The sequence below is a fragment of the Ornithinimicrobium humiphilum genome, assembly GCF_006716885.1.
GTDB classification, from domain to species: domain Bacteria; phylum Actinomycetota; class Actinomycetes; order Actinomycetales; family Dermatophilaceae; genus Ornithinicoccus; species Ornithinicoccus humiphilus.
Genome location: NZ_VFPU01000002.1, coordinates 157,816 through 176,984 on the forward strand (window position 1 = coordinate 157,816; position 19,169 = coordinate 176,984).

21 protein-coding genes, 2 tRNA genes and 1 other RNA gene are annotated in these 19,169 nt (G+C 72.7%); 12 read left to right on the forward strand and 12 right to left on the reverse strand.

Going from position 1 to position 19,169, the window contains the following annotated elements:
- Position 1: 1 nt before the first annotated feature.
- Positions 2-1,237 carry an arginine deiminase gene (locus FB476_RS14330; RefSeq protein WP_141820599.1) on the reverse strand — a complete coding sequence of 412 codons (1,236 nt, stop codon included), beginning with the start codon at positions 1,235-1,237 and terminating at the stop codon, positions 2-4.
- 177 nt (positions 1,238-1,414) lie between these two features.
- On the opposite strand from FB476_RS14330, the gene FB476_RS14335 reads away from it, so the two are divergent.
- Positions 1,415-2,464 carry a zinc-dependent alcohol dehydrogenase family protein gene (locus tag FB476_RS14335; protein ID WP_141820601.1) on the forward strand — a complete coding sequence of 350 codons (1,050 nt, stop codon included), beginning with the start codon at positions 1,415-1,417 and terminating at the stop codon, positions 2,462-2,464.
- Here FB476_RS14335 and FB476_RS14340 read toward each other — a convergent pair.
- A complete protein-coding gene (locus FB476_RS14340) occupies positions 2,448-2,735 on the reverse strand; it encodes a hypothetical protein (RefSeq protein WP_141820603.1) in 288 nt (95 codons plus the stop codon). The two genes, FB476_RS14335 and FB476_RS14340, sit on opposite strands and share 17 nt — an antisense overlap.
- On the opposite strand from FB476_RS14340, the gene FB476_RS16530 reads away from it, so the two are divergent.
- Positions 2,734-3,210 (forward strand): helix-turn-helix domain-containing protein, encoded by a 477-nt coding sequence (locus FB476_RS16530; RefSeq protein ID WP_170233666.1) that lies wholly within the window; start codon positions 2,734-2,736, stop codon positions 3,208-3,210. The genes FB476_RS14340 and FB476_RS16530 overlap by 2 nt on opposite strands.
- On the opposite strand, the gene ffs is transcribed toward FB476_RS16530, so the two are convergent.
- The 5 genes from ffs to FB476_RS14375 form a co-directional block, all read right to left on the reverse strand.
- Positions 3,208-3,304: signal recognition particle sRNA small type (gene ffs, locus FB476_RS14355), an RNA gene on the reverse strand. The genes FB476_RS16530 and ffs overlap by 3 nt on opposite strands.
- 46 nt (positions 3,305-3,350) lie before the next feature.
- A complete protein-coding gene (locus FB476_RS14360; protein WP_238329812.1) occupies positions 3,351-4,034 on the reverse strand; it encodes a hypothetical protein in 684 nt (227 codons plus the stop codon).
- Positions 4,034-5,461 (reverse strand): selenium-binding protein SBP56-related protein, encoded by a 1,428-nt coding sequence (locus FB476_RS14365; RefSeq protein WP_141820608.1) that lies wholly within the window; start codon positions 5,459-5,461, stop codon positions 4,034-4,036. Before FB476_RS14365 ends, FB476_RS14360 begins: the two co-directional genes overlap by 1 nt.
- 230 nt (positions 5,462-5,691) lie before the next feature.
- Positions 5,692-5,776 (reverse strand) — tRNA-Ser (locus FB476_RS14370).
- A 78-nt stretch (positions 5,777-5,854) separates the two neighbouring features.
- Entirely contained in the window at positions 5,855-7,492 is a 1,638-nt protein-coding gene (locus FB476_RS14375; RefSeq protein WP_141820610.1) for a helicase HerA-like domain-containing protein, read from the reverse strand.
- On the opposite strand from FB476_RS14375, the gene FB476_RS14380 reads away from it, so the two are divergent.
- Genes FB476_RS14380 through FB476_RS14390 form a run of 3 tightly spaced genes read left to right on the forward strand, consistent with a single transcriptional unit; the run spans position 7,491 to position 8,836 of the window.
- A complete protein-coding gene (locus tag FB476_RS14380) occupies positions 7,491-7,802 on the forward strand; it encodes a type II toxin-antitoxin system VapB family antitoxin (protein WP_141820612.1) in 312 nt (103 codons plus the stop codon). The genes FB476_RS14375 and FB476_RS14380 overlap by 2 nt on opposite strands.
- A gap of 27 nt (positions 7,803-7,829) precedes the next feature.
- Entirely contained in the window at positions 7,830-8,357 is a 528-nt protein-coding gene (locus tag FB476_RS14385) for a LytR C-terminal domain-containing protein (protein ID WP_141820614.1), read from the forward strand.
- Positions 8,358-8,362: 5 nt separating this feature from the next.
- Positions 8,363-8,836 (forward strand): SRPBCC family protein, encoded by a 474-nt coding sequence (locus tag FB476_RS14390; RefSeq protein WP_141820616.1) that lies wholly within the window; start codon positions 8,363-8,365, stop codon positions 8,834-8,836.
- A 14-nt stretch (positions 8,837-8,850) separates the two neighbouring features.
- Here FB476_RS14390 and FB476_RS14395 read toward each other — a convergent pair whose 3' ends face one another.
- The gene (locus tag FB476_RS14395) at positions 8,851-9,183 is read right to left on the reverse strand and encodes a MerR family transcriptional regulator (protein WP_141820907.1); all 333 of its coding nucleotides are present in this window, start codon (positions 9,181-9,183) and stop codon (positions 8,851-8,853) included.
- A 179-nt stretch (positions 9,184-9,362) separates the two neighbouring features.
- Here FB476_RS14395 and FB476_RS14400 point away from each other — a divergent pair, with 179 nt between their 5' ends.
- Positions 9,363-9,869, forward strand: a complete 507-nt coding sequence (locus FB476_RS14400; protein WP_141820909.1) for an Hsp20/alpha crystallin family protein — start codon at positions 9,363-9,365, stop codon at positions 9,867-9,869.
- A 689-nt stretch (positions 9,870-10,558) separates the two neighbouring features.
- The gene (locus FB476_RS14405) at positions 10,559-10,942 is read left to right on the forward strand and encodes a hypothetical protein (protein WP_202877043.1); all 384 of its coding nucleotides are present in this window, start codon (positions 10,559-10,561) and stop codon (positions 10,940-10,942) included.
- A 7-nt stretch (positions 10,943-10,949) separates the two neighbouring features.
- Here the strand turns inward: FB476_RS14405 and FB476_RS14410 are convergent, their stop codons facing one another.
- Both FB476_RS14410 and FB476_RS14415 read right to left on the reverse strand, forming a co-directional pair.
- On the reverse strand, positions 10,950-12,734 hold the full coding sequence (locus tag FB476_RS14410) for a lipase family protein (RefSeq protein WP_238329814.1): 1,785 nt from the start codon (positions 12,732-12,734) through the stop codon (positions 10,950-10,952).
- 138 nt (positions 12,735-12,872) lie between these two features.
- Positions 12,873-14,663, reverse strand: coding sequence for an LVIVD repeat-containing protein (locus tag FB476_RS14415; RefSeq protein WP_170233667.1), 1,791 nt, complete (start codon positions 14,661-14,663; stop codon positions 12,873-12,875).
- Between the two features lie 225 nt (positions 14,664-14,888).
- Here FB476_RS14415 and FB476_RS14420 point away from each other — a divergent pair, with 225 nt between their 5' ends.
- Positions 14,889-15,413 (forward strand): YdeI/OmpD-associated family protein, encoded by a 525-nt coding sequence (locus FB476_RS14420; RefSeq protein ID WP_238329815.1) that lies wholly within the window; start codon positions 14,889-14,891, stop codon positions 15,411-15,413.
- Positions 15,414-15,508: 95 nt separating this feature from the next.
- Here the strand turns inward: FB476_RS14420 and FB476_RS14425 are convergent.
- Together FB476_RS14425 and FB476_RS14430 are read right to left on the reverse strand one after the other, a co-directional pair.
- A tRNA-Ser gene (locus tag FB476_RS14425) sits at positions 15,509-15,595 on the reverse strand.
- 90 nt (positions 15,596-15,685) lie between these two features.
- Positions 15,686-16,120, reverse strand: coding sequence for a nucleoside deaminase (locus FB476_RS14430; protein WP_141820915.1), 435 nt, complete (start codon positions 16,118-16,120; stop codon positions 15,686-15,688).
- Positions 16,121-16,215: 95 nt separating this feature from the next.
- Here FB476_RS14430 and upp point away from each other — a divergent pair, with 95 nt between their 5' ends.
- From upp to FB476_RS14445, 4 genes are all read left to right on the forward strand, one after another.
- Entirely contained in the window at positions 16,216-16,854 is a 639-nt protein-coding gene (gene upp, locus FB476_RS14435) for a uracil phosphoribosyltransferase (RefSeq protein WP_141820622.1), read from the forward strand.
- A gap of 8 nt (positions 16,855-16,862) precedes the next feature.
- On the forward strand, positions 16,863-18,026 hold the full coding sequence (locus tag FB476_RS14440; protein WP_141820624.1) for an aminotransferase class I/II-fold pyridoxal phosphate-dependent enzyme: 1,164 nt from the start codon (positions 16,863-16,865) through the stop codon (positions 18,024-18,026).
- Positions 18,027-18,155: 129 nt separating this feature from the next.
- Complete coding sequence (locus FB476_RS16535) at positions 18,156-18,326, forward strand: hypothetical protein (RefSeq protein WP_170233668.1); 171 nt, start codon at positions 18,156-18,158, stop codon at positions 18,324-18,326.
- Between the two features lie 13 nt (positions 18,327-18,339).
- Positions 18,340-19,164, forward strand: coding sequence for a PH domain-containing protein (locus tag FB476_RS14445; RefSeq protein ID WP_141820627.1), 825 nt, complete (start codon positions 18,340-18,342; stop codon positions 19,162-19,164).
- Positions 19,165-19,169 lie beyond the last annotated feature (5 nt).

Genomic DNA, 19,169 nt, shown 5'->3' on the forward strand with positions numbered 1-19,169 from the left:
CTCAGCCCAGCGGGTCGCGCTCGACCGGGCAGGACATGCAGCGCGGTCCGCCCCGGCCGCGGCCGAGCTCGGAGCCGGAGATCTCCAGCACCTCCACGCCCTGGGCGCGCAGGTAGTCGTTGGTCACGGTGTTGCGCTCGTAGCCCACGACCACGCCGGGCTCCAGCGCGAGCACGTTGCACCCGTCGTCCCACTGCTCGCGCGCGGCAGCGCGCGGGTCCTGGTCGGCGGCGAGCACCCGCAACCGCGGGACGCCCAGCGCGTGGCCGATGACCTTCATCATGTCCTCGGGCGCGTGGCGCTCCACGACCACGTCGAGCTCGCCGTCGCGCTCGTCGCCGGCGGTCAGGGTCCAGGAGGGCAGGTCGGGCAGGCCGAGATAGCGCGTGAAGGTCTCCTCGTCGATCATCGTCATGACGGTGTCGAGATGCATGACCGCGCGCGCCTTGGGCATGTCGAGCGCGATGACGCGGGTGACCTCGCCGTCGGCGAGCAGCGCGCGGGCCAGCCGCTCCACGCCCATCGCGGTGGTCCGCTCCGACAGGCCCACGAGCACGACGCCCCTGCCCAGCACGAGGATGTCGCCGCCCTCGGCGGTCGCGGGCCCGTCGTCGATGCCCTCGGTCCACCAGCGCACGCCGGCGTCGGCGAAGAGCGGGTGGTAGCGGTAGATGGCGGCGTAGTGCACGGTCTCGCGACGACGCGCCTTCTTGTGCATGGCGTTGACGGCGACCCCGCCGTGCACCCACGCGGACGTGTCCCGGGTGAAGAGGTGGTTGGGCAGCGGCGCCAGCACCGCGTCGTGCAGGTCCAGCTGCTCGATCGTCAGCGACTGCGGATGGGGTATGCGGTCCAGCACCTCGGCCTTGGTGATCCCGCCGACCAGGTGGCGGGCCAGCTCGTCGTCGCCCATGCCGTCGAACATCGACCGCAGCTCCTCGGCGCCCAGGGGCCCGACGTGCCGCTCGTCGAGGGAGTGCTCCAGCACGTGGCGGCGGGCCTCGGGCACGGCGAGCGTCTCGCGCAGCAGCTGGTCGAAGTGGTGGACGACGATCCCGCGCTGCTCCATGACCTCGACGAAGTGGTCGTGCTCCTCCTGAGCCTTCTCGACCCAGAGGATCTCGTCGAAGAGGTACTGATCCTTGTTGTCGGGGGTCAGCCGGTGCATCTCCAGGCCGGGTCGGTGCACGATGACCTGACGCAGGCGGCCCACCTCGGAGCCCACGTGGAACGGCATACCGTCCTCCTCCACTGACGTCGTCGACCCGTCGCGGCGCATGCGGCGGGAGACTCATCGTTGCACGTCGCAGGCCAGGCGAGGGGCCGTTCTGACCAGACGGACCAGCACTTCGCCCAAAGACTGAGCAGTCCGTCCAGCGCGCTGACCTCTTCGTCGGGCTGGTTGGATGGACCCATGCGCGCAACGATCCTCCACGCCACCCGTGACATCCGCCTCGAAGAGGTCCCCGACCCCACGATCCTGCGCCCCACCGACGCGATCGTCCGGGTCACCGCCACCTGCGTGTGCGGCTCCGACCTGTGGCCCTACCGCGGCATCAACGAGGTGCGGTCGCCCCGCGCGATCGGCCACGAGATGGTCGGCATCGTCGAGGAGGTCGGCCCCGAGGTCCGCACCGTGCGCCCGGGGCAGTTCGTCATCGCGCCCTTCCGCTACTCCTGCGGCGAGTGCGCCCACTGCCGCGCCGGGGTGCACACCTCGTGCGTCCGCGGCGGGCAGGGCTGGGGCGGCCTGGACGGCGACGGCGAGCCCACGCCGGCCTGCCAGGGCGAGATCGTCCGGGTCCCCTTCGCCGACGGCACGCTCGTGGCCACCCCCGAGGTCCCCGACGACGCGATGCTGCCCTCGATGCTGGCGCTCTCCGACGTCATGGCCACCGGCTGGCACTGCGCGGTCGCGGCGGGCGTGCAGCCCGGCGAGACGGTCGTGGTCGTCGGTGACGGCGCCGTCGGCCTTTCGGCCGTGCTCGCCGCCTCCCGCCTGGGCGCCGGCCGGGTCGTGGCGATGTCGCGCCACGAGCCGCGACAGGCGGTGGCCCGCGAGTTCGGGGCCACCGACGTCGTGGCCGAGCGCGGCGACGAGGGCGCCGAGCGCATCCGTGAGCTCACCGACGGCGTCGGCGCCGACCGCGTCCTCGAGTGCGTCGGCACCGGCGACTCGATGAGCCAGGCCTTCGCCTCCGCCCGCCCCGGCGGCACCGTGGGCTTCGTCGGCGTCCCGCACGGCGTCGAGGTGCCGATCGGCACCATGTTCCGCTCCAACATCGGCCTCGCCGGCGGCGTCGCCCCGGTCCGCGCCTATCTGGAGCAGCTGCGCGACGACGTGCTCGCCGGCGAGATCGACCCCGGCAAGGTCTTCGACCTGACCCTGCCGCTCGACCAGGTCGCCGAGGCCTACGCGGCCATGGACGAGCGGCGGGCCATCAAGGTCATGCTGCGTCCGTGACGGAGGGGGCGCCGTTCGTGCGGCGCCCCACCGTCGCGACCACCCACTCCGCGACGATCCGCATCGTGTCGGCGTCGACCGGCCTGCGCACCAGCTTCTTGTAGCGCGACAGCGACGGGGGCTCCTCGTCGCGGCGCAGGATGTGCGTCAGGTCCGGCACGAGCACGGTCTCGACCTCGCCCGGGACGAGCTCGGCGATCCGGGGCAGGTCGGCGGGGTCGTTGAGCAGCAGCTCACGGTGCCACTTCGCGTTGAGGCGGGCGCCGTCCATGCGCACGACGTCCTCGGTGCTCGCCTCGATCTACCGGCACGTGGCGCGGCTGGTCGAGGGCGGGGTGCTCCCTGTGGTCCGGGAGCGCGCGGTGCGCGGCACGACCGAGCGCACGTATGCCGTGGACCTCGCCGCGGCCCATCTCGACGCGAAGGCCGTGCGGTCCATGACCCGGGAGGACCACCTGCGGGCGTTCACGTCGTTCACCGCCGGGCTGCTCGGCCTCTTCGAGCGCTACCTGGAGCAGGACGACGTCGACCTGGCGCGCGACGGGGTGAGCTACCGGCAGACCGCCCTCTGGCTCACGGACGAGGAGATGGCCGAGCTCTTCGACGAGATGCGGGAGTCGGTCACGGCCCGCATGGCCCTGCGCCCGGGCCCCGGCCGGACGCGGCGGGTGCTGTCGACCATCGTGCTGCCCGACGCCGCGGCGGGACGCCACGAGGAGGCACAGGCAGAGGCTCCCAGGACGTAGAAGAACCCCTCGCGCACCTGGAAGAGCTCACCTGCCCTTGCTGCATTCCTGCCCTGGGGGAGTTCAGTGAGGTACCACCGCACGAGGGGTCCGGGGTCAAGTGTAGGTGGTGCCCCCGCCGGCCACCAAGCCGCGGCCGCTCAGCCCTGCCACCAGGCCAGCGCCACCCCGCCCGCGGCGACCAGGAAGGCCAGCGCCCACACCCGGTCCAGGTTGATCCAGTGCGTGCGCAGGATGCGCAGCCCGAAGACCTGGTGGACGACGAGAGCGACCACCCCGGAGGCGAACGCCATACCCGCGGCATGGACGAGCGCCACGACCGTGGCGGCGCCGAAGCCCTCCGCCAGACCCGCGGTCGCGTGGTGGCTCGCGCCGCCGGAGGTGTGCAGCAGCACCGGCGCCAGCATCAGCCCGGCCCCGGTGGCGGTCGACATGAGGAAGGACCACCAGGCCAGCTGCCACGGCTTCAGGCGCATCCCGACCCAGCGGAAGTGGCGCGGGCGCAGCAGCAGCCACGAGCCGAAGGCGAGCAGCGCGCCGGCGACGACGGCCATCGCGACGCCTCGCGACACCTGCCCGGCGAAGGCGGTGATGATGAGGGCGGAGGGCAGCACGGAGATCTCGTGGCCCAGCACGATCCAGGCCAGGGAGCGGCCGATCGCGGCACGGCTGCGCTCCTGCAGCCCGAAGGACAGCGCGAAGAGCCAGCCCATGGCCGGGTTGATCCCGTGGAAGAGTCCCAGCCCGGCTGCGGCGAGGAGGGCGGCGACATCCGCGCCGCCGCCGCTCCCCGCCGCGCCGTGCTCGAGGTGCGCGAGCAGCACTAGCTGAAGCAGTAGCTGTCGCTCGAGGCGTCGCCGCCCTCGAGGTGGGCCTGGTGCACCCGGTTGCCCCGGAAGTCGTCCCCGTGCGGGAAGAACCGCTCGTCCAGGGACATCGCGCCGGTCTCCGGGTCGATGTCGGCCTTGGCCATCCAGGCGCCGACGCCGTCGGGGTAGAACTGGTCGTCCCAGGCGCCGTAGAGGCTGTTGGTCCAGTAGACCCGGCGGCCGTCCCGGCTGACCTCGACCATCTGCGGGGCGCCCGAGAGCGGCAGGTCCGGCGCCGCCGGGTGGGAGGCCCGGGACATGATGCCGCCGAGGCGGATCTCGCCGACCTTCGTCGGGTTGAGCGGGTCGGACACGTCGAGCTGGATCGACTGGCCGGTGCCGAAGCACGAGACGTAGAGGAAGCGGTCGTCGACGGACAGGCCGATGTCGGTGATGAGCGGCGGCACGGCCTTGAACGGACGCAGCATCTCGGGCAGCTTGTCGACGTCCTCGTCGGCCACCGGCTCGGCCGGGATGTCGTAGACCTTGGTGATCGCGAAGTCGCCGTCGTCGCCGTCACGGTGCCAGCACCAGATGGACCCCGACAGGTCCTCCAGGCTGATGACGACGCCGATGAAGCCGTACTGGTGCTGCGGGTCGTGCGCGGGACGCAGCTCCAGCGCCATCTGGTACTGCGGGCCGAGCTCGAGCGCCTGGAGGTGGGTGCGCCTCACCATGTCGAAGACGTGCAGCTTGTTGCCGTAGCGGCCGGCGAGGAGCTCCTCGGGCAGCAGGCCCTCCTCCACCTGGCGGGGCGTGCCCCACTCGCTGGTGATCATCCGGTCGTGGTTGATGTGCCACCAGAAGTCGTAGGCGAGGTACTGCGGGCCACGGTCCTTCTCCCAGGTGCCCTTGACCTCGAGGGTGTCGTGGTCGAGCAGCGCGATGCCACCGGGGCCCTCGTCGCCCTCCGCGGTGCCGAGGTTGGTGATGTAGATGCCCTCGGGGCCGCAGTGGGCGGTGTGCGGGCGGGAGTAGCCGCTCTTGGCCTTGTACTCCTCCGGCTCGATGATCTTGTCGATCGTCGGGTTGCGCGGGTCCTGGCGCACGTCGACGAAGTGGATGCGCGAGGAGCGCAGCCCCATGAGGATGAGGTAGCGGCGCTCAACGTGCGGGTGGGGGTTGCCGGGGCAGAGGGCCGAGGAGCAGGCGTTCCACCCGTGGTGGTGCAGCTCGTCGCCGTGGTTGGGCATCTCGGTCCAACCGACGACCTGGCCGTAGTCGTCGGCAGCGGGGTCCACGGACACGACCGCGAGGGCGTCCTTCTGCGGCTCGCCCTCCCCGCGCCAGTAGGTCGCCACGTAGGCGTAGCGCTCCTGGGGCTCCTCCGCCGCGAGGGACGGGGACGGGTAGAAGGTCGGGTCGGGTCTCCAGCTGGCCATGCAGGCTCCTTCGCGTGCGGTGCGTTTGCTTATGATCTCCCCAAGCAGTGCTTATCAGAACATGGAGGACGCGGCGTGCGCAAGTTGCCGTCAGGGAAGGGAGCAGGGGGCGGGAAACGTTGGGGCGCAACGCAAATGGCGAGATCCTCTGCGCGAGCGCGCGAGTCGGCGACAAGGGAGCCGGGACATGACGAAGGCCCCCGCTCTGCACGAGCGGGGGCCTTCTCCGGCGGAGGATGGGGGATTTGAACCCCCGAGGGTTTTATCCCAACACGATTTCCAATCGTGCGCACTAGGCCACTATGCGAATCCTCCGCCGGGAAGGATACCCGAGGGCGGTGCCGGACCCGAAATCGTGGTCCGCGGCCTGTCTGCGGCGGCCGCGGCGGCGCCTCAGCGCTTGCTGCGCGTGCCGAAGATCGAGCGCGTGATTTCTCGCCCGATGACCGTGCCGGCGGACCGGAGCATCGACTTGAAGGCCGTCGACGTGACGACCTGCTCGACGATGCCCGAGTCCTCCTTGGCTCGAGACCGGCTGCGGGAGCCGCCCGAGCTCGTCGACCTGGCCCGCTCGCGCTCCTCCTTCTCGCGCGCCTTCTCGGCGGCGACGCGAGCCTCCTCGGCCGCGCGCGCCTCGGCCGCGGCCTTCACCCTGGCCCCGAGCAGCTCGTAGGCCGACTCGCGGTCGAGGGCGGTGCCGTACTTCGCCGTGAGCGGCGAGCCCGTGGTCAGCCGGTCGAGGACACTCTCGTCCGACGGGCCGATCTGGCCCTGCGGCGCCCTGAGCATGGTGCGGGCGACCGGCGTCGGCGCCCCCTTCTCCGAGAGCACCGTGACGACGGCCTCGCCGGTGCGCAGCGAGGTCAGCACCTCGGCAAGGTCGTAGCCGCTGGTCGGATAGGTCGAGACGGTCGCCTTGAGCGCCTTGGCGTCGTTGGGCGTGTGCGCCCGCAGCGCGTGCTGCACCCGGTTGCCGAGCTGGGCGAGCACGCTGTCGGGCACGTCGGTCGGCGCCTGGGTGACGAAGAAGACGCCGACACCCTTGGAGCGGATGAGGCGCACGGCCTGCTCGACCGCGTCGAGGAAGGCGTCGGAGGCGTCGTCGAAGAGCAGGTGGGCCTCGTCGAAGAAGAAGACCAGCTTGGGCTTGTCAGGGTTGCCGACCTCGGGCAGGTCCTGGAAGAGATCCGCCAGCAGCCACATGAGGAAGGTCGAGAAGAGCACCGGCTTGTCCTGCACGCCCGGCAGCTCGAGGCAGGTGATCACGCCCTTGCCGTCCGGGGTCACCTGCATGAGGTCGGCGGTGTCGAACGCCGGCTCGCCGAAGAAGCGGTCGCCGCCGGCGGCGGACAGCGCCACCAGCTCGCGCAGGATCACGCCCGCGGTGGAGGTCGCGAGGCCGCCCAGCGACTTCAGGTCGGCCTTGCCCTCGTCGGAGACCAGGTGCTGGACCACGGCCTGCAGGTCCTTGAGGTCGAGCAGCGCCAGCCCCTGCTGGTCGGCCCAGTGGAAGACGAGGCCCAGGCTGGACTCCTGGGTCTTGTTGAGGCGCAGCACCTTGGACAGGAGGGTGGGACCGAAGTCGGTGATGGTGGCACGCACGGGGGCACCGGCGCCGAGGCCACCGAGGTTGAGCAGCTGGACCGGGTATGACGTGCCCGTCCACTCCTGGGCGAGCTCGCCCATCCGCTCCTCGATCTTCTCCCCGCCGGCCGCGGGCGTCGCCAGCCCCGTGAGGTCGCCCTTGACGTCGGAGAGGAAGACGGGGACCCCGGCGTCGGAGAGCTGCTCGGCGAGCACCTGGAGCGTCACGGTCTTGCCGGTGCCGGTCGCGCCGGCCACCAGGCCGTGGCGGTTCATCGAGCCGAGCGGCAACCGCACCGGCGCGTCGGACACGATCTGGCCCTGGTCGTCGACCGCAGCCCCGAGCAGGATGCTCGGCTCGGTGAAGGCGTAGCCCTCGCGGATGAGGTCGATCTGGCTGCTGGCGCTCTGCTCGCTCACACCCGCAGACTCTAGACTGCGCCGCATGATCTTCAAGGGAGTAGGTGACGGACGCCCCTACCCCCCTCACGGGCTGGACGAGGCGCGGGACTGGGCGCACCTTCCCCCGCGCATGCTCCGGCTCGACGAGCTGGTCACCACGCGGGCCGAGCTCGACCTGCACGTGCTGCTCTCCCCCGACTCCACCTTCTACGGCGACATCTTCTGCCACGTGGTCAAGTGGGAGAACACGCTCTACCTCGAGGACGGCCTCCACCGGGCCCTCCGCGCCGCCCTGCAGGGCCGGCCCGTCGTCCACGGGCGTGTCCTCGACCTCGACGCCCCCGGCGCTCGCTAGCCTCTGACGCCGGAAAGGAGACCGTCTGTGGGATACGTGCGCACGGCCGGCATGTCCACCGCTGCCCGACGGGCGCGCCGGCGGGCGGCCCTGGTCATCGTCGCCGTGCTGCTCGGCCTGCTGCTGGTCTTCGGGTTCGCCCTGGCCTACATGCAGGGCTGGGTCACGCTGCCCGGCGGCGACCGCGGCGGCGACGAGGCGACGGCCACGTCCGCCCCGCCCGTGGCGACCGTCACCCCGGCCGAGGTCAGCGTCAACGTCTTCAACGCCGGGGGCATCCCGGGCGCCGCCGGACGGGCCGGCGAGGCCCTGCGGGCCCGAGGCTTCGCCGTCGCGACGGTCGCCAACGACCCTGAGGGGGCCGACGTGCCCGGCATCGCGATCCTGCGGCACGGCCCCACCGGCATCGAGGAGGCCCAGCTGCTGCAGGCCTCGCTGCCCGAGGGCGTGGAGCTGGTGGCGGACACCCGGTCCTCCTCCAGCGTCGACCTGGTGCTGGGCGAGCAGTGGGAGGACCTGCCCGCCCCCGACGCCGCCGCCACCGAGGAGGGCTGAGCGAGATGGCGCACGAGGTCACCCTGACCCGGCGGATCGCCGCACCGCGCGAGGTGGTGTGGGAGGTCCTCACCGACCTGGACCACGCGGCGCGTCGCCTGTCCCAGGTCACCGAACTGCAGGTGCTCACCGACGGCCCCTACGCCCTCGGCACCCGCTGGCGCGAGACGCGGCGCATGATGGGCGCCTCGGACACGCAGGAGATGGTCGTCGTCGAGAACGACCCGCTGCGCCGCACCGTCGTCGAGGCGGTGGACGCCAGCACGACCTACCGGACGGTCTACACGCTGGAGTCCCTCGAGGAGACGGGTGACACCCTGCTCACCCTGCACTTCGGCGCCGAGGTGGCCGACCCCACGCGGCTGCAGCGCCTCGCGCTCAGCGTGGTCGGGCCGCTCGGGCTCAAGCTCACCGAGAAGTCGCTGCGCACCGAGCTCGACGACATCGCGCGCGCGGCCGAGCAGCTGCACCGCGGCTGACGCGGGGGCGCGGGTCAGCGCTGACCCGCCCTCGCCCGGCGCCGCAGCCCCTCGACCTGGCCGCGCAGGCTCTCGACCTGACCGGCGAGCCGCCGGTTCTCGTCCTGCAGGGCCAGGATGCGTGCGACGCCGGCGATGTTGACCCCCGCGTCGAGCAGGCCGGCGATCTCCCGCAGGCGCTCGAGGTCGTTGGTGCTGTAGCGACGTGTGCCGCCGGGCGTGCGGTCCGGCTCGAGCAGGCCGTGCGCCTCGTAGAGCCGCAGCGACGGGGCGGCGAGCCCCACGAGCTCGGCCGCCACGGAGATGCCGTAGACGCCGCGATCGGCGTCGTGCACCCGGTCCGCCATCGTCACCGCACCTCCTTCCTTCACCCTTGCGCCCTGTGGCGGACGCCACGTCGAGCGTGGCGCCCATGACTTGAATCTTACGCCGATTAGAGTTATAAAATCTGTAGCGACGGATGCAGATTAGCAGCCGTCAGCACGAGAGGTTGATATCGAGAAGAGAGGAGCTGGTCATGACCTCGATGCTGATGCGTACCGACCCGTTCCGGGAGCTCGACCGACTGTCGCAGCAGATGTTCGCCGGTGTCCGCGGAACCCTCGCCCGCCCGTCGGTGATGCCGATGGACGCCTGGCGCGACGGTGACACCTTCCGCGTGGAGTTCGACCTCCCCGGCGTCCGCCCCGAGTCGATCGACGTGGACGTCGAGCGCAACGTCGTCACCGTGCGTGCCGAGCGCCCCGGCTTCGACGAGGACCGCGAGATGGTGGCCTCCGAGCGCACCCGCGGCGTCTTCAGCCGCCAGCTGATGCTGGGCGAGAACCTCGACACCGACCGGATCGAGGCGACCTACGACGCCGGTGTGCTGTCGCTGAGCATCCCGGTCGCCGAGCAGGCCAGGCCGCGCAGGATCACCGTCACCACGGGGACCGGCGGCTCGACCGTGCAGGGCCTGACCACCGGTGCCGAGGACAGCACCATCCAGGGCTCCACGGTGGAGCAGGAGCACCGCGAGCTGGTCAACGCCTGATCCGACCCCGAGGCGGTCGACGTGACGCTCGCTCCCGCAGCACCTCCTGACCGGGGCACGGTCCGTGGTGACGAGGACCTGGCCTTCTGGGACCTCGTGTGCCACGACGAGGACTGGCTGCGTGCCGAGTTCGACGCGATCGTCTCGGACTGGGACCCGGACCGGGGCGCCTCCGCGGCGCCCCCGGTCCTCCCCCGGCCGCGTCTCCCGTCCCGTGGGGCGCGGCCGGCGCGGGAGGACACCCTTCCCCGCGCCCTCGGGGCCCCGGTCCGACCTCCGGCCCGGGAACGGTCCCCGCCCCCCCTCCGATCCGGGACCCCGGTCCCGGATCCCCCCGTATCTCGGCCCCGCCGGACGGCGTGCACCCCGTGTCGCGCGCGTCCACCGGCCCGTGGGTCGGCTCGCCCACGGGGCCCGGGACGCGCCCTGGGCTGCGGTGCACGTCGCGCCCCGGCGAGGAGCCGCGCGCGTCCGGCCACGGCGGCACACCGCAGGCCCGCGCCACCTCCCCGCGTGCGCGCCGGAGGAGAGCCGGTCGACCGTGACCGTCCGCCCGAGCCCGACCGGCCCCCGGCGCCCCGGGGAGGCGCGGCCGGGAGCAGGAGCCGCCAGCCCTGCGGACGCACCGACACGGACGGGGCCGCGCGAGGGACTCCCCCTCGTGCGGCCCCTCGGCATACCCTCCAGGTATGCACCGCTTCGAGCCACCGCCGCTGCCGGGTCAGCAGGGTCAGGCCCCCGGCCAGGGGTCGACCCCCGGCTACGGCCTGGGGTCCCAGGCTCCGTGGGGACTGCCCGCCACGACCGCGCACCCGCGGGGCACGCTCGTGCTGATCCTCGGGATCCTCTCCGTCGCCCTGGCACCGATCCTCGGACCGTTCGCCTGGGCGATGTCACGGACCGCCCTCAAGGAGGCCGACGCCTCCGCCCTGCCGGTCAGCAACCGCGCGCAGCTGCAGGCCGGGCTCGCGCTCGGCATCATCGGCACGGCGTTCCTGGCCCTCGGCATCCTCTCCGTGATGGTCCTGCTCGTCTTCGCCATCGGTGTCGCCGGCGCGGCCTCGATGGGCTGAGCCCGCGTCAGTGAAGGTCGGCGCACCGGTCCTGCCGCGCGGGCCCGCCGGCCGGCACCCCCTCGAACCGCTCCGCCGTCCACGCGAGCAGCTCGGCCGTCGCCGGGGAGTCCGCCGCGACGAGCGACAGGTGGTCCCGCCCCGGATAGGTGCGGTAGTCCACCTGCTGCCCCTCGGCGCAGCGCGCCCGCACCCACTCCTGCTGCGCGGCCGGCGCGATCAGGGTGTCGGCCTCTCCCTGCCCGACGAGCAGGGGGACGGAGATCGGGCCGGGCGGCACGTTCTCGGCCAGCCGGCGCCCGAACGGGCCGGAGGTCGGGTCGCGGTCCCAGACCGGGCGGTCCAGCAGCAGCGCCTGGCCGGCCGAGACCAGCACCCCGCGCTCGGACAGGCACCGCTGCGCCATCTCCCGCACCAGCAGCTGGGCCCCCGGGCGCACGTAGTCCCCGAGCCGCACGTCGTCGTAGACGGAGGCGTAGGCCTGCACCACGTAGACGGCGAAGAGCGCCCCGACCGCGGACTCCTCGATGACCTGGACGAGGGCCTCGAGGTTGCTCGCCGGCGCCAGGGCGGCGACGCCGTCGAGGCGCAGCTCCGGCGCGTAGGTCGGCGCCAGGGCCCCGGTCCACAGGGCGGCGTGCCCGCCCTGGGAGTGGCCCCACACCACGGTGCGGTCGTCGAGCGTCACGCCGTCCGGCATCTCGTCGGCGACCTCGCGGGCGGCGCGGAGCGCGTCGAGCACCGACCGCCCCTCCCCCTGCCCGATGACGTAGGGGTGGGGCGACTCCGTGCCCAGCCCGACGTAGTCGCTCGCGACGAGCGCCCAGCCGCGGTCGACCACGTCCTCGAGGGCGAAGAGCGCGCCCGCCTCGAAGGGCTCGTCGAGCACCGACGGGGCGCAGCCGGGGGCCCACCCCGTCGTCCCGTGCGCCCACGCGACGACGGGTGCCGGGCCGTCCGCGCCGGTCGGCACGACCACCAGTCCGCTGGCGACGGCGGGTATGCCGTCGTCCCGAGTCGTCGTGTAGAGGATCCGCCAGGCCCGCGCCCCGGCCGGGACCTTCCGGTCGAAGGGCTCGGCGCGCAGGAGGCGCCCCGGCTCGGCGGGCACCTCCGCGGGGACGGCGTAGAAGCCGTCGGGCTGCGGGTGGCCCCGCTGCACCAGGACGCCGACGGTCGCGAGCAGCAGCGCGCCGACGACCGCGAGGACCGCACCGGTGAGGCGGCGGGCGGGTCGGGCGGCGCCAGGAGGGCCAGCGGTCCGCCGCCGCACCAACCGGAACCCCTGCACGACCAGACGCACGCCGAAGGCCACAGCCAGCACGAGCAGCGTGACGTCGCGCCAGAGCAGCGCGAGGACCCCGACGACGACGAGTGCTCCTGAGCCGAGGAGGGTGGCCCAACGGTCCGCGCCCCTTGACCGCCAGCCCTGAGCCAGCCCCAGGGAACCGTCGACCACGAGCGTCGCGGCCACGACCAGGGTGAGCACCCCCAGTCCCGGCCCCGGCCACAGCAGCAGCGCGAGCGCGGCGACGAGCTGGACCAGGCCCCGCAGCACGCCCCACGGGCGCCGGCCGCGCAGCAGGTCGCCCACGCCGGAGAGCACGAGGGCGCCGACGAGCAGCACGAAGAGCACCGCGAGCGACCGGAAGGGTCGCAGCGCGAGCACGGTCCCGGTCGCGACGAGCAGCACCCCGACGAGCACCCGCACGGCGGGGGGCCACCGGTCGGGGACGGCCCGCAGCCAGCCACGACTGCGACGCGCGCCCACGGGACCCTCTGCACTTTCCACGGTCAGACTCTAGGGAGTGCCCGTCCGCCGGCGCCGTGCACGTCCGCAGACGCAGAGGTGCCCGGTGACCATCGGCCACCGGGCACCCCTGGTGTCACGGGACGGTGTCACCCTCGGGCGAGGGTGTCAGCCTGCGGTTCAGCTCTTCGCAGCCAGGGCCTTGATCGCCTTGACGACGTCGGAGCCCGCCGGGAGGCCCGACTTCTTCACCGCGTTGTCGAACTGGGCCTTGACGGCGTTGCCGTTCGCACCCTTGCCCTTGACGTGCTCGGCCTGGTCGACGTGCTTGCGCACCTCGGTGAGGGCCTTGCCCGAGAGGTCGCCGCTGCGCTCGGCCTGGTCGACGTAGGACCGGACCACAGCGAAGCTCGGGGCGTGGGTGATCCGCGGCTGGGCCTGGGCGTTGAACTGCTCGAACCGGACCTCGGAGGCCGCCTCGATCTCGTTGGCGCTCAGGAACGCGCTCGGGGTCAGCGCGAGGCTGTCGAAGCCGCGCTGGATCTCGCTGCCGTAGGCGTGGCCGTTGTACCAGTAGGTCGACCAGTACCCGCCCAGGATGAGGCTGGTCGGGCTGTTCGGGCCGCGGTCGAAGAAGGCGATCTCGACCGGGTTGGCGCTGTCGGTGAAGTCGAAGACCGACGTCCCGCCCTGGTACCAGGCCTGGACCATGATGTCGCGGCCGGGGACCGGGACCAGCGAGCCGTTGTGCGCCACGCAGTTCTCCTGGGCCGTCTGCGGCACCGGCAGCTTGTAGTAGCTGCGGAACTCGAGCTTGCCGTCGACGATGTCGAAGATCGCGTTGGCGCCCCAGTCCATCCGGTCCTGCTCGCGGCAGCGAGCGCCGCTGCCGCCGCCCCACTCGTCGGTGAAGACGACCTTGGTGCCGTCGTTGTTGAAGGTGGCCGAGTGCCAGTAGGCGAAGTTGGGGTCGATCACGGCGTCGACGCGCTTCGGGTTGGTGGGGTCGCTGATGTCGATCAGGATCCCGTTGCCCTCGCAGGCGCCGGCGGCCAGCCCGATCTCGGGATAGGCCGTGATGTCGTGGCAGGCGTCGGTCGCCGAGGTGCTCTGCGTGCCCGGGCCGTGGGTGCCGCCGGGCCACAGGCCCGCCGGGCTGCCGGTCGCGGCGTCGGTGAACAGCCGAGCCTTGTTGACGACCGCCGCGTTCTGCGGGGCGTTCAGCGGCACCTTGATGACCTCGACGAGGAAGCGCGACCCGAGGATCGGGTTGCCGTCGGCGTCGAGCTGCGACTCGAGGGTGTTGCCGTTGACGTTGGTGCAGCCACCGGGGACGTTGGGGCTCGTCGTGCGCGCCCCACCGGTGCCCGAGACGTAGACGTAGACGTTCTGCGCGTCGTCCGGGTCCTCGACGACGGTGTGGGTGTGCGAGCCGCGGCAGGTCTGGACGGCCTGGACCTGCACGGGGTTGGCGATGTCGCTGATGTCGAAGATCCGCACCCCGCGGAAGTTCTGCGGGTCGTTGGTCGGCGTGCTGGAGGCGGTGCCGCAGTCGAGGCGGCCGGGGGCCGACTCGACCGACATGAACAGCAGGTCGCCGTAGACCGAGACGTCGCCCTGGCCTCCCGGGCAGACGTAGCTCAGCGTGCGCGCGGGGGCGGCCGGGTCGCTGATGTCGTAGATCTCGAACCCGAAGTAGTTGCCCTGGATCGCGTAGTCACCCGTGAAGGCGAGGTCCGAGCTGTATGCGGTCGAGCCCGCGAAGTCGCCCTGCTTGGGCGTCGCGGACAGCAGCGCGAGGTTGCTCGCGGCCTGCTCGGCGTCGTGGAGGCCGGCGCCCAACCCGATGCGTGGGTCGGTCTCGTCGGCTCCGGCCGTGGCGGCGCTCATCATCGAGAGCCCGACTGCCATCGCGCCGACGGCGGCGAGCGTGCGGGTGCGCCACGGGGACTTCTGGAGTGGTCGTGTCATGCGGGTATCGCCCTTCGGATCATCGTTGATCGGGTGGTCGTGCCCTGCACGGGCGGAGGCGCACCCAGCGACCCCTCAGGGGGTTGCTCGATGCACTCCCCCCGCCGGTATGCAGTTGTGCAGTCTGAACGTAACGGTGATCACAGTCCTCGCGCCAGGGGCAGCGGGGCGGACGGTCAGAAATCGAGAAGCGGGCCGCGCCGCGGCATGGCTAGCGTGAGGGACATGACGATCTCGTTCCGCTCCTCCGCCCGGCTGGTCAACGGGCGGTGCATCGTGCAGCTCCCCGAGGACGCCAGCGCCGCGCTGCCCTCGCGGGGCCAGGTGGCCGTCGACGCCGTGATCGGCGGACGCCCCGTCGCGACGGTGCTGGAGCCCGACGGCCGCAAGGGGCACTGGATCTCGGTCGCCGAGGACCTGCAGGACGGCCTCGGCCTGACCGACGGCGACCCGGTCGCGGTCGACCTCGAGATCCGCAGCACCTGGCCCGAGCCGCAGCTGCCCGACGACCTCGCCGAGGCGCTGGCGGGGGCGCCGGACCTCGCCGACGTCTGGCAGGACATCACCCCGATGGCCCGCTGGGAGTGGGTCCGCTGGGTGGGCGCGACCCGCAACCTCGCGACCAGGCAGCGCCGCGTCGAGGTCACCCTCTCCAAGCTGCGCGACGGCAAGCGCCGCCCCTGCTGCTTCGACCTCGCCTCCTGCACCGACCCCGAGCTCTCCCGCAGCGGCAAGCTCGTCGTGGGCTGAGGCACCCGGCCACGGGCGACGTCCCCGCGCACGACGAAGGGGCCGGACCTCGTGGAGGTCCGGCCCCTTCGTCCCGGCGTCGGGCGCCGGCTGCGCGGTGGCGGTGGGATTTGAACCCACGGAGGACTTGCGCCCTCACACGCTTTCGAGGCGTGCTCCTTAGGCCGCTCGGACACGCCACCGCCGGACAGGTTACCCGACGGTGCAGGACAGCCTGAAATCGCGTCCGGGGCCGACCACGGACCTCTCTCCCGAGCCCGCCGCCTGGCTCGTCAACCCCGCCGCCGCCCGAAGAAGTCCACCAGCAGCCGCCCGCACTCCTCCTCGAGGATCCCGCCGACGACCTCCGGGCGGTGCAGGGCGCGGCGGTCCCGGGGCAGGTCCCACACCGACCCGCAGGCGCCGGCCTTCGGGTCCCAGGCCCCCAGCACGATCCGGTCCACACGGGCGAGCACGGCCGCGCCGGCGCACATCGCGCACGGCTCGAGCGTGACGACGAGGCTGCAGCCGTCCAGCCGCCACGCACCCAGTGCCGCGCCGGCCCGGCGCAGGGCCACCACCTCGGCGTGCCCCGTGGGGTCGTGCTCGACCTCACGCAGGTTGTGCCCCCGCCCCAGGACCGAGCCGTCCGGACCCACCACGACGGCCCCGATCGGCACGTCGCCGGAGGCGCCCACGGCCTCCGCCTCGCCGAGCGCGAGGCGCATCCAGGCGGCATACCCCTCCTGGGCCCAGGCGGTCCCGGCCGGATTCGGCCCGGGCAGGGTGTGCTGCGGATCGGTCACGACCTAGAGTCTGTCCCATGCGCGTCCACGTTGCCGACCACCCGCTCATCGCCCACAAGCTGACCTACCTGCGGGACAGGCGGACCGACACGCCGACCTTCCGCCGGCTCACCGACGAGCTCGTGACGCTGCTCGCCTACGAGGCGACGCGTGACGTCCGGGTGACGCCCTTCGACATCGAGACCCCCGTGGCGCCGACCACCGGCATCCACCTGTCGACCCCCAAGCCGCTCGTCGTGCCGATCCTGCGCGCCGGCCTGGGGATGCTCGACGGCATGATGCGCATGCTCCCCACCGCCGAGGTCGGCTTCCTCGGCATGCTGCGCAACGAGGAGACGCTGCAGGCGCACACCTACGCCAACCGTCTGCCGGACGACCTCGACGCGCGCCAGTGCTACGTCCTGGACCCGATGCTGGCCACCGGCGGCACCCTGGCCGCGGCCATCCGCTACCTCGTGGAGCGCGGCGCCGACGACATCACCGCGATCACCCTGCTCTCGGCCCCCGAGGGCATCGAGCGCCTCCAGGCCGACCTCGCCGACGTGGGCGCCCCCGTCACCGTCGTCACGGGGGCCATCGACGAGCGCCTCAACGACCAGGGCTACATCGTCCCGGGCCTCGGCGACGCCGGCGACCGCCTCTACGGCATCGTCTGAGGAGGAGCATGCGGGTCTCGCAGCGGTCCTCCGTCGAGCCCTTCCACGTGATGGAGGTGCTCAAGGCCGCCGCCGAGCGTCAGCGGACGCACGGCGACGTCATCATGCTGTGCGCCGGGCAGCCGTCCACCCCGGCGCCGGAGCCCGCCCTCGAGGCGGCGGTCGCGGCGACGACCACGCAGGTGCTCGGCTACACCGAGTCCAACGGCATCCTGCCGCTGCGCCACGCGATCGCCGACCACCACCGTGACACCGCCGGCGTCGACGTCTCCCCCGACGACGTCGTGGTCTTCCCCGGCTCCTCGGGCGCCTTCACCGCGCTCTTCCTCGCCGCCTTCGACGTGGGCGACACGGTGGCGATGACCCGCCCCGGCTATCCCGCCTACCGCAACACCCTGCAGGCGCTGGGCTGCGAGGTGCTCGAGCTCGACTGCGGGCCCGAGACCCGCTACCAGCCGACCGTGGAGATGCTCGACGCCCTCGACGAGCCGCCCGCCGGCCTCATCGTCGCCTCCCCGGCCAACCCGACCGGCACGATCATCGACGCGGACGTCCTGGCCGACCTCGCCCGGTGGTGCGAGGAGCACGGCACCCTGCTCGTCAGCGACGAGATCTACCACGGGCTCTCCTACGGCCGTCCGACCGCGAGCGCCTGGCAGACCTCCCGCGAGGCCGTCGTGGTGGGCTCGGTGAGCAAGTACTTCTCGATGACCGGCTGGCGCATCGGGTGGCTGCTGGCCCCCGCCGCGCTGCGTCGGCCGCTCGAGGTGCTCACCGGCAACCTCAACATCTGCCCGCCCACCGTCGCGCAGTACGCCGCGCTCGGTGCCTTCACCCCGCAGGCGGGCGCCGAGCTCGACGGCCACCGTGAGAGGTATGCCGCCAACCGCGAGCTGCTGATCCGCCGGCTCCCCGAGATCGGGCTGCGCGACTACGCCCCGCCGGACGGCGCCTTCTACGCCTGGTGCGACATCGGCCACCTCACCGACGACTCCGTGCGGTGGTGCGCCGACCTGCTGGCCGACTGCGGCGTCGCCCTCACCCCCGGCGTCGACTTCGACACGGTCGAGGGCCACCGCAAGGTGCGGCTGAGCTTCGCCGGGTCGACCGCCGAGGTCGACGAGGCGCTGGACCGGATGGCGGCCAGCCCGTTGCTGCGCCCGCGCGGCTGAGCGCGTCACCGCTGCAGGCCGAACCACCCAGCGCCGACACGCGCGGGGTGGCGGTACCGCATACCCGGTCACTTCTGTCACACTGGCACCAGACCTGTGACCCCTCACCCCTTCCGACTGGAGGACTGCATGCCGCCCACGGTCAAGAAGGTGCTGCACTGGATCGTGTGGGGGTTCCTGATCTACGCGATCATCACGAACCCCGACCGGGCGGCCGACATCGTCGGTGCCGTGTGGGACATCATCAGCCAGGGCGTGCTCAACATCGGTCGGTTCTTCAACAACCTGCTGGGGAGCTGACGGGGGGACCGGCGTGACCTCCCCCGCCCAGGTCCGCATCAGCCGGCGGATCCTCGACCGCTACCTCCTCGACGAGGAGACACCGGTGGTGGCGACGCGCTCCCACTGGGCCAAGCTCACCGAGCCCTTCCTCACCGCGTTCGTGGCGCTGCTGGCGGTCGGCGCGCTGACCGCGACCCTCGACGCCCGCACGGAGATGCTCGGCACCGTGCTGTGGTGCCTGTGGTTCGTGGTCGCCGGGCGGGCGGTGTGGCGGCTGCTGGAGTGGCACAACGAGTGGTTCGTCGCGACCGACCGGCGGCTGCTGCTCGTCTACGGCCTGCTCACCCACAAGGTGGCGATGATGCCGCTGCGCAAGGTGACGGACATGAACTACGGCCGCTCCATCCTGGGCCGGATGCTCGGCTACGGGCAGTTCATCATGGAGTCCGCCGGCCAGGACCAGGCGATGCGGGTCATCAGCTGGGTGCCCAACCCCGACGAGAAGTACCGCCGCATCTGCGCGACGATCTTCGGCCCGGAGGGGGCCGACGAGGACGACGCCGGCCCGCGGCGGGTGCACGAGGCCTTCGACCAGGAGGTCGAGCCGGACCCGTGGGAGATCTCCTACGACGACCAGGAGCCCTCGGTCGTCGACCGCTTCGACCCCGACGTCGTCCACGTCCAGGTGCGGCGGCGGCAGGCGGCCCCGCGGCGCTCCCGCTGGGAGGACGAGGTCGGGCCCGAGGACCTGCCCTCGGACTGGGAGTGGGTGGGTCGGGAGGCGCAGCGCGCCCGCGGCGCGACCCGCCGGCGCAGCGTCGCCGTCGACCCCGACCCGACGCCGCCCTGGCGCTGAGCCCT